The sequence below is a fragment of the Neobacillus sp. WH10 genome, from assembly GCF_030123405.1.
Lineage (GTDB): Bacteria > Bacillota > Bacilli > Bacillales > Cytobacillaceae > Neobacillus.
The window spans coordinates 5,356,284-5,370,800 of record NZ_CP126110.1; the positions used below are offsets into that span (position 1 = coordinate 5,356,284).

General features: G+C 43.0%; 14 protein-coding genes. All 14 read right to left on the minus strand.

The window, feature by feature from the left end; genetic code table 11:
• Window positions 1–96: 96 nt before the first annotated feature.
• The gene (gene atpA, locus QNH20_RS25890; RefSeq protein ID WP_283920777.1) at window positions 97–1,608 is read right to left on the minus strand and encodes a F0F1 ATP synthase subunit alpha; all 1,512 of its coding nucleotides are present in this window, start codon (window positions 1,606–1,608) and stop codon (window positions 97–99) included.
• Window positions 1,609–1,632: 24 nt separating this feature from the next.
• Window positions 1,633–2,169, minus strand: a complete 537-nt coding sequence (locus tag QNH20_RS25895) for a F0F1 ATP synthase subunit delta (protein ID WP_283920778.1) — start codon at window positions 2,167–2,169, stop codon at window positions 1,633–1,635.
• Window positions 2,166–2,690: a F0F1 ATP synthase subunit B gene (gene atpF / locus QNH20_RS25900; protein WP_283920779.1), complete on the minus strand. Its 525-nt coding sequence runs from the start codon at window positions 2,688–2,690 to the stop codon at window positions 2,166–2,168. Before atpF ends, QNH20_RS25895 begins: the two co-directional genes overlap by 4 nt.
• A gap of 268 nt (window positions 2,691–2,958) precedes the next feature.
• On the minus strand, window positions 2,959–3,171 hold the full coding sequence (atpE, locus tag QNH20_RS25905) for a F0F1 ATP synthase subunit C (RefSeq protein ID WP_283920780.1): 213 nt from the start codon (window positions 3,169–3,171) through the stop codon (window positions 2,959–2,961).
• Between the two features lie 65 nt (window positions 3,172–3,236).
• Window positions 3,237–3,947: a F0F1 ATP synthase subunit A gene (gene atpB, locus QNH20_RS25910; protein WP_283920781.1), complete on the minus strand. Its 711-nt coding sequence runs from the start codon at window positions 3,945–3,947 to the stop codon at window positions 3,237–3,239.
• A 37-nt stretch (window positions 3,948–3,984) separates the two neighbouring features.
• Entirely contained in the window at window positions 3,985–4,347 is a 363-nt protein-coding gene (locus tag QNH20_RS25915; RefSeq protein WP_283920782.1) for an ATP synthase subunit I, read from the minus strand.
• Between the two features lie 6 nt (window positions 4,348–4,353).
• Complete coding sequence (locus QNH20_RS25920; protein WP_283920783.1) at window positions 4,354–4,572, minus strand: AtpZ/AtpI family protein; 219 nt, start codon at window positions 4,570–4,572, stop codon at window positions 4,354–4,356.
• Window positions 4,573–4,921: 349 nt separating this feature from the next.
• Window positions 4,922–7,183 (minus strand): S8 family serine peptidase, encoded by a 2,262-nt coding sequence (locus QNH20_RS25925; RefSeq protein ID WP_283920784.1) that lies wholly within the window; start codon window positions 7,181–7,183, stop codon window positions 4,922–4,924.
• A 153-nt stretch (window positions 7,184–7,336) separates the two neighbouring features.
• Window positions 7,337–7,966 carry a uracil phosphoribosyltransferase gene (gene upp, locus QNH20_RS25930; RefSeq protein ID WP_283920785.1) on the minus strand — a complete coding sequence of 210 codons (630 nt, stop codon included), beginning with the start codon at window positions 7,964–7,966 and terminating at the stop codon, window positions 7,337–7,339.
• Between the two features lie 372 nt (window positions 7,967–8,338).
• Window positions 8,339–10,222 (minus strand): NTP transferase domain-containing protein, encoded by a 1,884-nt coding sequence (locus QNH20_RS25935; protein ID WP_283920786.1) that lies wholly within the window; start codon window positions 10,220–10,222, stop codon window positions 8,339–8,341.
• A gap of 221 nt (window positions 10,223–10,443) precedes the next feature.
• On the minus strand, window positions 10,444–11,685 hold the full coding sequence (gene glyA, locus QNH20_RS25940; protein ID WP_283920787.1) for a serine hydroxymethyltransferase: 1,242 nt from the start codon (window positions 11,683–11,685) through the stop codon (window positions 10,444–10,446).
• Window positions 11,686–11,936: 251 nt separating this feature from the next.
• Window positions 11,937–12,503, minus strand: coding sequence for a TIGR01440 family protein (locus QNH20_RS25945; RefSeq protein WP_283920788.1), 567 nt, complete (start codon window positions 12,501–12,503; stop codon window positions 11,937–11,939).
• A 541-nt stretch (window positions 12,504–13,044) separates the two neighbouring features.
• Window positions 13,045–13,491, minus strand: coding sequence for a ribose 5-phosphate isomerase B (gene rpiB, locus QNH20_RS25950; RefSeq protein WP_283920789.1), 447 nt, complete (start codon window positions 13,489–13,491; stop codon window positions 13,045–13,047).
• Between the two features lie 306 nt (window positions 13,492–13,797).
• Entirely contained in the window at window positions 13,798–14,238 is a 441-nt protein-coding gene (locus tag QNH20_RS25955; RefSeq protein WP_283920790.1) for a low molecular weight protein arginine phosphatase, read from the minus strand.
• Window positions 14,239–14,517 lie beyond the last annotated feature (279 nt).

Consider the following 14,517-nt stretch of genomic DNA (forward strand, 5'->3'; position numbering starts at 1 on the left):
AGGTTCTCACCACCCTCATTCAAAGAATGTGCGGCTATGAGGCGCGTCACCACCGAACGGTGCCGCGCACGTCAATAGCCTTAAATATGTCAGACCCTATTTTTCGGAAACTGCAAACGTCTTTTTAAAGTCGTTGATTGCAGAAGCCATATCGTCATCAGAAGGAAGATCCTTCGTGTTTGTAATATGGTCTAACAACTCTTTGCGGTTGTGGTCTAACCAATTATGGAATTCTGATTCAAAGCGGCGAACATCCTCTAATGGAATATCATCAATGAAGCCGCGGGTTAAGGCATATAGGATTGCTACTTGCTTTTCAACAGCAAGCGGCTTGTGCAAATCTTGTTTTAACACTTCAACAGTACGGGCACCGCGGGCAAGCTTTGCTTGAGTTGCCTTATCAAGGTCAGAACCGAACTGAGCGAATGCTTCTAATTCACGGTAGGAAGCAAGGTCAAGACGCAGTGTTCCAGAAACCTTCTTCATCGCCTTAATTTGGGCAGAACCACCTACACGGGAAACGGAAAGACCTGCATTGATCGCCGGACGAACGCCGGAGAAGAATAGATCTGATTGTAAGAAAATTTGTCCATCTGTGATGGAGATAACGTTTGTTGGAATATAAGCAGAAACGTCACCTGCTTGTGTTTCAATAAATGGCAGCGCTGTGATGGAACCAGCACCTAGTGAATCGTTAATTTTTGCTGCACGCTCAAGTAAGCGGGAGTGCAAGTAGAATACATCCCCTGGATATGCCTCACGACCTGGAGGACGACGAAGCAATAATGAAAGCTCACGGTATGCAGCCGCTTGTTTTGACAAGTCATCGTATACGATTAATACGTGTTTGCCATTGTACATAAATTCTTCACCCATCGCAACGCCCGCATATGGTGCTAAGAATAGCAATGGAGCTGGTTGTGATGCAGAAGCTGTTACAACGATTGAGTATTCTAATGCGCCATATTTACGAAGCGTTTCAACTGCAGTACGTACAGTTGATTCCTTCTGACCGATGGCAACATAGATACAAATCATGTCTTGACCCTTTTGGTTCAAAATGGTATCGATAGCAACAGATGTTTTACCTGTTTGACGGTCACCAATGATTAACTCACGTTGACCACGGCCGATTGGCACAAGGGCGTCAATCGCTTTAATACCAGTTTGTAACGGCTCATGAACGGATTTACGAGCCATAACGCCAGGAGCTACTGCTTCAACTGGGCGGGTTTTGGTTGTGTTAATTGGACCCATGCCGTCGATCGGCTGACCTAGTGGGTTTACAACGCGTCCGATTAAGGCTTCACCAACGGGAACCTCCATGATGCGGCCTGTACGGCGAACCTCGTCACCTTCACGAATTTCGGTGAAAGGTCCAAGGATGATAATACCGACGTTATTTTCTTCAAGGTTTTGTGCCATACCCATAACGCCGTTTGAAAATTCAACAAGTTCTCCGGCCATACAATTGTCAAGGCCGTGAACACGAGCGATACCGTCACCAACAGAGATAACTGTACCGACATCAGTCACTTGAATTTCTGCCTGATAGTTTTCAATCTGCTTTTTTATCAGGGCACTGATTTCTTCAGCTTTGATGCTCATGAGTTTCACCCCTATCTACAAATCTTAGCTTAACAATTTACGTTCTAAACGATCGAGCTTGCCGCGCAAGCTGCCGTCATAAATACGGTTTCCAATGCGAAGCTTTACGCCTCCAAGCAAATTGGAATCCACAATATTTTCAATTCTTAGTGATTTCTTGCCGACTTTTGCAGCAAATACAGAAGATAATGCGTTACGCTCAGCATCTGTTAAGTCACGTGTACTTGTGACTTCGGCTTCAGCAATCCCCATTTCTTCATTTGCCAGTTCAAAAAATTCATTTGCCACGCCCGCAATTTGGTCCTCGCGGTGACGTTCGATTAAAATCATCAGTGTATTGCGTACATATACACTCACTGAAGCAAAAGCCTGTGCGATAATCTCCTTTTTCTTTTCAATCGAAAGCTTAGAAGATTTCAAAACAGCTTTTAATTCAGGGTTGTAAAGTACAACTTCCTTCACTACACGAAGTTCTTCTTCTATTACTCCAAGAAGCTGCTGTTCTTTCGCAATTTGAAAAAGAGCCAACGCGTAGCGTTTTGCTACCATAGAGCTACTCATCGGCCTTCTCCTGCCTCTTGAATATATTCGTTAATGAGTTTTTCTTGATCCGCTGCACTCAATTCCTTCTCAATTACTTTAGAGGCAATTAAGACGGAAAGGTGGGCAACCTGTTCACGAATAGCGGCAACCGCTTTTTCTTTTTGCTGCTCGATTTCAAGCTTGGCTGATTCTTTAATACGCTCAGCTTCGCCGCGTGCTGCAGCAATGATTTCCTCGCGCTGCAAGTCACCTTGCTTTTTCGCTGATTCGATCAAGCCTTGAGCATCAGTACGTGCTTCTTTTAAAAGAGCACGTTGTTCTTCTAATAGTTTTTTCGCTTCTTGACGGCTGTTTTCTGCAGCGTTAATTTCATTTGCTACATGTGCTTCACGTTCTTTCATAATGCCCATTAACGGACCCCATGCGAACTTTTTCAGCAATAACATCAAGACGATAAACATAACTAATTGAAATAGAATATCACCAGTATTAATACCGGTATGTTCTGCTGTACCTAATACAAGACTGCTTGTTAACACCTCGGGTTCACTCCCTTCAAGAGTCGTTCAAAACAAATATATCAATCAAATAATTTTCAAAATCATGTTTTTTCCAAAGTGAATCGTTCATCTGCAGGTAGAAGAATAGTGCTTGACACCCTTATTACCATTTCCCTGATGAAGACATGTAAAATGGTGCCTGACACCCTTTTCACCATTGCCCTGATGAATAAAGACATACATAAACGAATGGCGAAGGTTCTCATGAAATGATCTTCGCCATTTTTTGAACGTCTATTGGTTAAAATTATTTACCTTGAACCATGAACGCGATAACAACCGCGATGATAGGAATCGCCTCAACTAACGCAACCCCGATGAACATTGTTGTTTGAAGCATACCACGAGCTTCAGGTTGACGAGCAATACCCTCAACTGTACGAGATACGATAAGACCGTTACCAATACCAGCACCTAGTGCCGCTAAACCAATTGCTATTGCTGCTGCTAAAGAACCCATTTGTAATTTTCCTCCTTAAAATGTATAAAAATTTTATTTTTTTGTTCATATAATGAACGATTATATTAATGGTCGCTGCTCACTTTGTGAGACAAGTAAACCATTGTTAACATGGTGAAAATAAATGCCTGGATGGCACCGACAAAGACTGAGAATCCCTGCCATGCCAGCATCGGTACGATTGCGGCTAAATGTCCGCCCACACCGGTTGCTAGACTTCCTGCAAGCAAACCTAATAAAATTTCACCCGCATAAATGTTTCCGTAAAGACGGAGACCAAGCGTCAGAGTATTAGCAAACTCCTCGATCACTTTAATTGGGAACATAAACCAGAACGGTTTAAAGAATTCCTTCCCGTATGCAGACATACCTCTCATCTTTACCCCATAAAAATGTGATAAACCTACTACTAAAATGGCAAGTGTTAACGTTACAGCTGGATCGGCAGTTGGTGATTTCCACCAAAGTTTACCGTCGACCACGACTGAAAATGGTAGTCCGAGCATATTAGCTACAAAGACATACATCATGATCGTAATCCCAAGTATATGGAATCGCCCGCCATCTTTCCAATCCATCGTGCTGTTAATAATATTCTTAACAAAATCCATGACCCATTCCATAAAATTTTGGATGCCTGTCGGCTTCATGGCAAGCTTGCGAGTAGATAGGACCGCAATTAAAAAGACAATGACAGAGGCAACAGTGATCATCAAAACGTTAGCCATGTTAAAGTACAGCCCTAGAAATTCAACTATTGGTGCTTCGTGTTCCAACAATATTCACCTCGCTTCCACATTTTTTAATGTATTTTTAATTCTTTCTATAAAAAAAATCTATTATAATGACAATATAGGATGTCATTAACCCTATAACCACGCTAATAAGGTGAAAATGTTCCGGATACCTCATAGCAATTATCACGGCCAGTGCCGCCGTCGCAAACCTCGAAAAAGATCCAAGCGACCGTACCTTTTTTCCTTGTGAAATCGATTCACCAAACTGATTCATTTTTCGAACCATTAACCACAGATTAAAGAGGCTCAAGCTCGTCCCTAAAACCAATCCCAGAAAGATAGATTTGTACGACGTGAACCCCCAGCCGAGTACATAAAAAGACAATAAAAAAAACATCCATCTTCGCTGTCTTGAAAACATAAATTGAAATTCCGGCATGGTTGGTTAATCTCCTGAAAAGAAATGGCGGATCGATACAAGCATGGAATAAATACCTGCCGTAAGCCCGATGAACAATCCGATTATTAAGAAAATTGGTTCTGTGCCCCAATGATGGTCCAACCATCTTCCTGAAAAAATACCGATAAGAGTGGCTCCCACAAGCTGCGAGAGTATTGCGGACATTAGGGCCATTGCCTTAAATGAATTGCGGTCTTTTTGCATTCTATTCTCTCCTTATTTTTAAGAGAACCTGCAACGGACTTGAGGTATTTAGGGAAATTGATAGAGGTGTTTTTCACAGATAATTTTTTCTGAAAATAATGAAAACCCTACCATTTATACCCTTTGTTAGCATACAATAGGCACCATTCAATGTCAATGAGTTTACGTGAATTAATCCACATGCAATTTCCTGAAATCTCATTGATTAAATATTTTAGTTTACACTATCATTGTATTGTAAATAATGAACGTTTCGGGTCTGAATTGTGTCTATTTTATGAACATTTAAATAAAGAAATGTAAACGAGCCAATGCGGGGCGGCGGGGTGACCACTGACAGCCCCACGCATTACTCTTTCTTTTTTTCAATCACAATCATTCTCTCGATAAAATCCTCTTTACCCGCTTTTTTCGCAAAAATCTTCACTAGATAAGAACCATCGGCTGGCAGCTGTTCAGCGGAGAGCGTTTGGCGGATTAATCCCTTTTTCACATTTGTCAGCGTATCTAAAAAGCCAACAAAACGGTAATCCTCTGGGTTAAACAATGCAATCCCAAATTCCTCTGCCCCTCCAGGCAAATAAACCTCATACCGATACTCCCCAGGTCGATCCCCTTCTGCAAAATCAAACCCCATCACCCTTGGATATCCTGGCTCCTCGAGCACGTACAAATACGGTATCTGCATCGTCTTCGTTCCTGCCTGCAAACTTAAAAAGCCATCATGAATCTTTCCCTTAAACACCTTTGGGTCCACCATTAACTCCACCGTGATCTCCTTGGATTGCTTCGGTGCCAAGGTAAACGATAGCGGAAACCGCCACGTGAGCCCATCCACCTGCTTCGGTATAGAAAATGAGTATCGCTGCACCATTTCACTCGTATTTTCAACATGCAAATCTGCTTTATGACTGCCACTCTCACCAGTAAACTTCCCAAACCGGATACTGCTCGGTGACACGAGCGATGCAGCCTTGATCGCCTCATTCACTTGGATTCGGCCGGCGCCTTGCTCGAACGTACGGTAATAAGGGGATTCGACCTCGTCTCCGCTGGTTTTCATACTCCCTTCGCTAACTATACGTTTCTCCAATAATCCCCCAGTGTCCTCTTTCTGTTTTACCAACGGTTTCGCCGTATTCATCAACGCCGCCTTAATTTGTTCCGGCGTCCAATCCGGATGCGCCTGCTTGATTAACGCGCACGCCCCTGCCACATGCGGGGCCGCCATGCTCGTCCCCTGCAAGCTTAAGTAACCGCCCGGAATCGTCGAATTAATCGCTACACCCGGCGCCACAATATCCGGCTTAATTTCCCACGTCCCCGTCACCGGCCCCCGCGAGCTGAAATCCGCGAGCCTGTCCCGCTCTTCACTTACCAATACTCTTGCTGTCACCCGGCGATTTTTTAATTCTTTTTGCAAAATAACTCCGTCACTCTTCGCGAGTGAGCCGACAGGGATGGTCAGCTGAGTATCGAGGTTGCCCATGAAGCCGCCGCTCATATTATTGTAGATAAGCACAGCTTTAGCCCCCGCTTCAAGGGCATTGGCTGCTTTTTCCGAAAACGTCAATGTTCCTCGCTTAATAAGGGCAATTTTCCCTTGAACATGTTTGACATCACTTTTCCTGCCCAGTCCCCCATCAACGACTTCTAAGGTGCGGTCGATCTCCCATTGTCCAGAGCCTTCCATCGGCTGAAGACGAATTTTATCCTGCATTCCTTCTATTAATAAAGAAGGAATCTCCATCGTTGGTGTCGATGCGCCAACAGATATGGCTTTCGAGGCTGTCCCCGGCGAGCCGACCGTCCACACATTCGGTCCGGAGTTTCCGGAAGCCGCCACCGCGACAATTCCTTTATCGACAGCGCGGTTAAGGGCGAGGCTGATCGGCAGGTCCGGCCCGTTGATATCGTTCCCGAGCGACAGATTAACAATATCAACCTTATCTTTAATCGCTTGGTCAATTGCTGCGAGCACCTGCTCCGTTGTCCCGCCTCCACCTGGCCCAAGTGCGCGGTAGGCAACAATTTTCGCCTCTGGTGCAACGCCTTTAATTTTTCCATTGGCAGCAATGATGCCGGCAACATGAGTGCCATGAATGGTTGCTTTACCTTGGGCGAGGGTTTCCATTGGATCCCGGTCGTTGTCGACCAAGTCATGACCGCCGGCATAATTTCGCTTCAAATCCGGATGAGTGTAATCAACCCCGGTGTCGATGACCCCAACCGTCACCCCTTTTCCTGTCAGCCGTTCATTTTTTTGATCAAAATAACCGCGCACCTCTTCGCCGCCAATAATCTTAACACTCTCCTCGGTTTCCACCCTATACTGGGTGACCGGTGAGACGTTTAAGACACGTTTTTGCTCGGCAAGCTCAGCAATTGTCTGCGGGCTGCCTTGGATCGAAAATCCATCAATCGCCTCTTGGAAAACATGGCGAAGCTTCAAATCTTTATACGGCCGGATGAGCTGTTTGATTTCCTGTTCGGACTGCAGTTTTTCAAGGATGACAATCGCGATTGTCTCCTGATTGGGTTTAGGGATTGGAGGGTGGATAAGAGTTTTTGGAGTTTGCAGCGTGAGAAGGATGGCGAGCAGCAGTTTCATATAATGAATTTCCCCTTTTTTCATATCGTTTTCTTATTAAGGGAAAAATATGCAATCGGGCAGAATAAAGTGTTGGGGGTTCTTTGCTAATTTAACCTAGATTTTCGCAATACAAAAAAAGCCGAGCGGTTACACTCGACTTTTTCCAAAAACTTATTTTGTTCCAAACAACCGGTCGCCGGCATCGCCAAGGCCGGGCACGATGTAGCCGTGATCGTTCAGTTTTTCATCTAAGGCAGCGATGTAGATATCGACGTCCGGATGTTCTGCCTTTACAGCCTCAACGCCTTCAGGTGCGGCAATTAAGCACATAAATTTGATATGTTTGGCACCGCGCTTTTTCAAGGCATGGATCGCATCAATGGCAGAACCGCCTGTTGCCAGCATCGGATCGACGACAATGAAGTCGCGCTCTTCTACATCACTTGGAAGCTTCACATAGTATTCCACTGGCTTTAGTGTTTCCGGGTCACGGTATAATCCGACATGGCCTACCTTCGCAGCCGGAATTAATTTCAGCATTCCATCTACCATGCCAATTCCAGCCCGTAAAATCGGAACCAACCCTAATTTTTTCCCAGACAGAACTTTTGACTTAGTCCTACATACCGGTGTTTCAATCTCGATATCTTCAAGCGGCATATCCCTTGTGATTTCAAACGCCATCAATGTTGCCACTTCGTCTACGAGCTCGCGAAACTCTTTCGTTCCTGTGTTTTTATCACGTATGTAAGTAAGCTTGTGTTGGATCAATGGATGGTCGAAGACGTATACCTTTGCCACAATAATCGCCCCTTTTATAAAATTTAATCATGCATTCGTCTCATTTTACAGAAAAAAAAGCCGATGAGCAACTTCTAACCTTCTCCAATAAAGAATCAAAAAAATCTGCTATATCGTGCTATGTCATGGCCGGGATTTATCATGATCGGATTGGAGAATTAAGATTTTATTTACATTCGTATTTACCGTAATACTTTATAACGCTTACGTCAAAAATTTTAACAATTTTATCACAAAAAAAGCCTGCCGACAAATATGCCGGCAAGCTGGTTAAAAAGTTTAAACGGTTATTAGGATAGGGAGTAAACGATTAAATGGTATTAATCATCCTTGTTAATCCTGCTCCTTAACACAATGGTAACGCTCTTCGAATTAAATTGTGCCAAGTTTCTCAAGCGCTTTATAATGTTTCTGGTATTCCTGTAAATTTTTTTGTGCACGGGTAAACCGATTGAATGCGTAGGATCCAAAATCTTCTCCGCCTGCTTCCTTCATCAAAGCCCAAATAGTCCAAAGGAAATCAAGGAAAATCTTGTTCAATAACAGCTGCTGTTGGTTTTCTGCCGTCACCGATCCATTGAAATATTGAAGCAAGAATAGCTTTTCCTCTGCTGGCGACAATTCGGCTTCAATAATATAAGCTGCTACATCCCAAAGCGGGTCGTTCATGCCAGAAAATTCCCAGTCAACCAGGAACATCTTCTCTTCTCCGCTTTTCACGAAGTTTTCAGCAAGCGGGTCATTATGGCAGGGAACAAGCGGCACGTTTAACGATTTGTAATATTCCTCGAGCTCAAGAACTTGCTGCTTTACCTGGTCATGGCCTTCAAATACTTCTCCGTTTAACTCAGCTAAAATCGTTTCATATTCGGTAATTTTTTCAAAGACATCGAACCTGGCATTAAAGGTTTCACCGGATGAATGTAAGCGATTAAAAATTCCTGCTACCTGGATCAAGTTATCTTCTCTAGTACCTGTCCTCGGATTCAGTGTTTCAGCATCCGGGATGAACTTGACAATCTTCAAGCCTGTTTTTCCACTAAAATAAATGACCTCTGGGTTTATTCCAAGTCGGCTGGTGATTTCCGAGTTGATTTTTTCATCGTAACGATTGATATATTGTTCCGTTCCTTTTCCAGGAATCCTTGCAGCGTACTCCTGACCGCCAATGGTCACCTTAAAGTTGCGGTTCGTCAGTCCTCCGAGTGCTTCAATAGACGTAACCTCATCAATCGTTATTTTCAAGGCAGATGCGAGTCCCTGCTTTAATTCCCGTTCCTTAAAGTCAGCTTCTTTTCGCTGCAGCATCGGGTAGACCTTATCGACCACTTTAAAATGATGTTCATAGCTATCAATTTCTGCCCAAACTAAATCGGGAATTTTATAATAACTAACATTGATTATCCTTGATACATCCAAGAGAATATACTCATAATTAACATAAGGATTTTTATTGGTCTTAAAACATCGCAGCATTTCCTTATAAATATTATAAGAAAATTTGGTGATACCCGTCATTTCTCCGTCAATTCGATTTAACTGATGAATGTCCTTGGATATCTTATAAAGGTAATTATTTTGAATTTCAATAAACGCTTCATCGCCTGAGCCGCTTTCTTTTGTCAAAAGAAGGCAATCTCGTTCTTCCCGGTCCAGCAATTCAGTGACAGCGCTTTCTTCTATCAAAATATCATCCTCTAAAAGAATAAAATCATCGGTTATATGTTGTGAGGCGGCGGCGAGGGAGGCCATGCTGCCTGTCCAAAGATACTTTGGATTTTCCACAAAATGAATTGCCTTGTTTTCCTTTAAAGAATTTATTTCGTCAAATGCTTCTTTTTTGTAGCCTGTTACGATAATTATTTTTTCTATCCCATTATTCTCGAGGATACCAATTGTTCTTTCCAAAAGTGTGGTGTCCTTGATTGGCAGCAAACAGGCCGGCTTATCAAATTCTGTTTTCGCTCCTGCTGCTAAAATAACAGCCTGCTTAATTACTTTTCTTTTATTATTATGAAGAATAATCTTTGTTTCAAGAAGTTGGTCTAATTCATCTTTTAAGTATTCTCTGCCCTTTTCTGTTACTTCATAATGATAGGCTTTCCCATCTTTTTTTATGATGATCATTTTTTCATCAGCCAGTTGATTTAACGTGTAATTTACCTTTCCCACTGAAAGATTACTTTTTACTGCTAACGATCTTTGGGAAATTTCAGAATCCTGCATCAATACTTCTAACAATTGAAAGCGATTCATCTTTAGGCCGCAACTCCTTTTAGTTCAAACTTTGAACAATCGAATCGTACCATATACTTTGAACTCTGTATAGAAGAAATTGTTAAATTAGGGAATTGCCACTTAAACGCATTATATCTTAGTGTTTTTTACTATGAATTAATCCACCCCAGAATATGATTGGATACGAATATTTTACTAAAAAAATCGACCCATTTTTATTAAGGGTCGATTTTCTAAAATTAATATTCTGGATAGAGGATAAATTTGTTTGTTAATGCTTCAACACGTCCGCTTGCCTCTTCAAGTTTGGCTTCGTCTTCATGATTTTTCAATGTGAAAGCAATGATGGATGCGATTTCGTCCATTTCTTCTAAACCAAAGCCGCGGCTGGTAACTGCTGCTGTTCCAATGCGGATACCGCTTGTAACAAATGGGCTTTGCGGATCGAATGGAATCGTATTTTTGTTAACTGTAATGCCGATTTCATCCAATACTTTTTCTGCAACCTTACCAGTTAAGTTAAGTGTTTGGACATCGACCAACAGCAAGTGGTTATCGGTTCCGCCAGACACAAGCTTTAATCCTTCTTTTTGCAGACTTTCCGCTAAGCGCTTGGCATTGGCGACGATGTTGCTGGCATATTCTTTAAAGCTTGGCTGCAGTGCTTCACCGAAGGCAACGGCTTTCGCGGCGATCACATGCATAAGCGGTCCACCTTGAATTCCAGGGAAGATAGATTTATCAATTTTCTTGCCAAATTCCTCTTTGCAAAGGATCATCCCGCCGCGTGGGCCTCTTAAAGTTTTATGTGTTGTCGTGGTGACAAAATCGGCGTATGGCACTGGGTTTTGGTGCAGGCCTGCGGCAACAAGTCCGGCGATGTGAGCCATATCAACCATTAGATATGCGCCAACTTCATCGGCAATCTCACGGAACTTCGCAAAGTCGATTTCACGCGGGTAGGCGCTGGCACCAGCTACGATCAACTTTGGCTTATGTGTGTGCGCTTTTTCGCGAACATCTTCATAGTTAATGCGGTGCGTCGTTTCATCAACACCATATTCAACGAAATTATATTGAATACCGCTGAAATTAACTGGGCTTCCGTGTGTTAAGTGGCCACCATGGGAGAGGTTCATACCTAGAACGGTATCGCCTTGCTCAAGGATGGTGAAGTAAACAGCCATATTGGCCTGTGCCCCTGAATGCGGCTGTACGTTCACATATTCTGCACCAAAAATTTCCTTCGCACGGTCGCGAGCAAGGTCTTCGACCACATCGACGTATTCACAACCGCCATAATAACGGCGGTTTGGATAGCCTTCCGCATACTTATTGGTCAAAACAGAACCCTGTGCCTCCATAACCGCTTCACTAACAAAGTTTTCTGAGGCAATAAGCTCGATTTTCGAGCGCTGACGGCCTAATTCCTTCTGAATCGCTTGAAAAACCTGCTCGTCCGCTTGAGACAAATGCTTCATGATTCAATCCCCCTTGTTATGTATGAAAAAGTAAGTAATTTTCGAAAATTCCTTTTTTATTTTAGCATGAAATTCATATAAAAGGTACTATTTTTCGGATTTTTTGTATTAAACATTAAAAATTGTATAAAACCTTAGAGATATACAAGTAAATTCCGAACAAAACTATAAATATCTACTGTAATTTTCGTCTTTTCACCATAAACATTTTCATCCCTCGATAGGAGAAATGGTGCCTGTCACCCTTTGCACTATGTGCAGCTTAGATTCTCTGTTTCTCTTTCGTAAACAGCTCTTGCGCCGCCAATAAGTTTTGGCCGTACTTTTGCCAAGGTGACATTGGCATGTCCTACACTTTTTTGCTTAACACGAACCGGCACGGCAACATGTTTCAGGTGCATACCAATTAGCGTATGACCGATGTCAATCCCTGCATCTGCTTTCACGAATTCGACCACGACAGGATCGTCCATTTTCGCAAAAGCATGCGTTGCCATTGCCCCGCCTGCTTTTCGGACAGGAACTACTGCAACCTCTTCGAAACCGCAGGCAGCGGCAACGGATCGTTCCACGACCAACGCCCTGTTTAAGTGTTCGCAGCATTGGAAGGCCAAATGAATGCATGTCTCTTCTTGAAGCTTCTTTAGTTGGCGAAAGATCATCTCAGCTACTTCAAGGGTGCCAGAGGTTCCGATTCGTTCGCCAATTACCTCGCTTGTGCTACAGCCAACGACCAACAGCTGACCCGGCTTAAATGCAGCTTGCTCTTTGAATTCTGTTACGATCGTTTCTAGCTCTTTCTCCCATTCGTGAATCATCAGCCTCGACCTTTCTTTTAAAAGAGAACCATTGAATATATTTTTGGCTTTTTAAAACGAAAACAAAGTCCATTAACCTCTATTGGATACCGTTTTTTCGGTTCTTAATCCTTTTTGGGCTCCAATGGACCTTATTAGCTACCTTTCCCTTGGTTTCCGATCCTTTTCGGGCTCCAATGGACCTTATTAGCTACCTTTCCCTTGGTTTCCGATCCTTTTCGGGCTCCAATGGACCTTATTGGCTACCTTTCCCTCGGTTTCCGGTCCTTTTTGGGCTCCAATGGACCTTATTGGCTACCTTTCCCTTGGTTTCCGATCCTTTTCGGGCTCCAACTGACCTTATTGGCTACCTTTCCCTTGGTTTCCGATCCTTTTCGGGCGCCAATGGACCTTATTGGCTACCTTTCCCTTGGTTCCAGAACCTTTTCAGGCTCCAATAACCACTGTTGGATACCTTTCCCTCGCTTTTTTCTTCGGAGCGAGCTCCAATAACCGTTTTTAAAAGTTCCAATCGAAACACTATTAACAATCCGCAAATTTTTTAAAAGTGCTCATTTTCATATTCAGTAATTTTTCCTACACGACCTGCATGACGGCCTCCCTCAAATTCCCCTGTCAGCCAGATTTCAGCGATATCCCGAGCTAACCCTGGACCAATGACGCGCTCGCCCATGGCAAGCATATTTGAATCGTTATGGGCACGCGTTGCTTTAGCGCTAAATGTATCGTGCACAAGGGCGCAGCGGATGCCTTTCACTTTGTTAGCGGCAATGCTCATGCCGATTCCCGTTCCACAAATCAAAATGCCTCTATCAAACTCGCCTTTCGCTACCTTTTCGGCAACAGGCAGAGCGTAATCCGGATAATCCACCGATGTTTCACACTCACAGCCGAAATCAACATACTCAATCTTTAATTCATCAAGTAAATTGGCGATTTCCTTACGAATATTGATACCGCCATGGTCTGATGCTAATGCCACTCTCATGTAAAAATCCTCCTGTTCTTTTTTCAGAAATCTGCTTTCATTTTGACACACTGCAAAAAAAATATAAAGTGAAACTTCAATTGGCAGGGGTTCTTTTCAACCCCAGCAAATTGTTAGTCCCGTTAATGGAAGAAAAGGTCCAAGCAAAATAATTGCCCCCTTCTTAAAGAGAGCATAGTTAGCTAAAAATTTTTGACTAGCCACAGAGACAATATTTTTCCAGCTGTACTTCCGCTTCGACTTTATGCTTCCAGCCACAACCTACGACAGCCTTCATTTTTCAAAATCGCCTCGTGCCAAGTTCACCTACGATTTTAGTTTTTCAATCGCCTTATCAATTAATTCATATAATTCGCGATAGGTAGCCTCGTACATCCCAAGGCTCCCGCCATATGGGTCGACGACATCGTGATTAAATGGTTCGCCGACGTATTCCTTTAAGGTAAAAACCTTCACGACAGCATGAGGGAATTGCTGATGGATTGCGAATTTGTGCGAAGTGGTCATCGTTAAAATCAAATCAGCCCATTCCACCTCGGCACTCGTTAACAAACTTGAGCGATGATTGTTCGAAATCTGGTTGTCGTCAAGCACCTTCTTCGCATGTGTTGACGCCTCACTGCCATTTGCGGCATAAATCCCTGCCGATTTAACTTCAATTCCATTAATGTGTTTATTTTTCAAAATTGCTTCGGCCATTGGACTTCTACATGTATTTCCCGTACATACAAATAAAATACGCTGCAATGTATTTGCCTCCCTTTCCTCTTATTATAGAACAATTTCAGTTAATTCCAACCGTGCTATTCGTCCACTTTTGAAAAAGCCACCATCGATTAAATACTTCTGTTCAAGCAAATGGCGTTGGTTCCTTTTTCAAAAAGGCCCTCTTTCCAACAAAACGAAAGAAGGCCTTTTGATATAAATGGTGCCTGACACCATTAATCACCTAACGATAGGAGAAATGGTGCCTGACACCTTAAACTATTTAACGATAGGTGGTAGCTTGTTTACTCAGTTGGTCCC

What these genes read in the sequence shown, in the direction of transcription:
- glyA (WP_283920787.1), bottom strand. Translation starts at nt 11,685, where the DNA reads ATGAAGCATTTGTCTCAAGCGGACGAGCAGGTTTTTCAAGCGATTCAG.
- QNH20_RS25925 (WP_283920784.1), bottom strand. Translation starts at nt 7,183, where the DNA reads ATGAAACTGCTGCTCGCCATCCTTCTCACGCTGCAAACTCCAAAAACT.
- QNH20_RS25945 (WP_283920788.1), bottom strand. Translation starts at nt 12,503, where the DNA reads ATGATTCACGAATGGGAGAAAGAGCTAGAAACGATCGTAACAGAATTC.
- rpiB (WP_283920789.1), bottom strand. Translation starts at nt 13,491, where the DNA reads ATGAGAGTGGCATTAGCATCAGACCATGGCGGTATCAATATTCGTAAG.
- QNH20_RS25895 (WP_283920778.1), bottom strand. Translation starts at nt 2,169, where the DNA reads ATGAGTAGCTCTATGGTAGCAAAACGCTACGCGTTGGCTCTTTTTCAA.
- QNH20_RS25935 (WP_283920786.1), bottom strand. Translation starts at nt 10,222, where the DNA reads ATGAATCGCTTTCAATTGTTAGAAGTATTGATGCAGGATTCTGAAATT.
- QNH20_RS25920 (WP_283920783.1), bottom strand. Translation starts at nt 4,572, where the DNA reads ATGCAAAAAGACCGCAATTCATTTAAGGCAATGGCCCTAATGTCCGCA.
- atpE (WP_283920780.1), bottom strand. Translation starts at nt 3,171, where the DNA reads ATGGGTTCTTTAGCAGCAGCAATAGCAATTGGTTTAGCGGCACTAGGT.
- QNH20_RS25915 (WP_283920782.1), bottom strand. Translation starts at nt 4,347, where the DNA reads ATGCCGGAATTTCAATTTATGTTTTCAAGACAGCGAAGATGGATGTTT.
- atpA (WP_283920777.1), bottom strand. Translation starts at nt 1,608, where the DNA reads ATGAGCATCAAAGCTGAAGAAATCAGTGCCCTGATAAAAAAGCAGATT.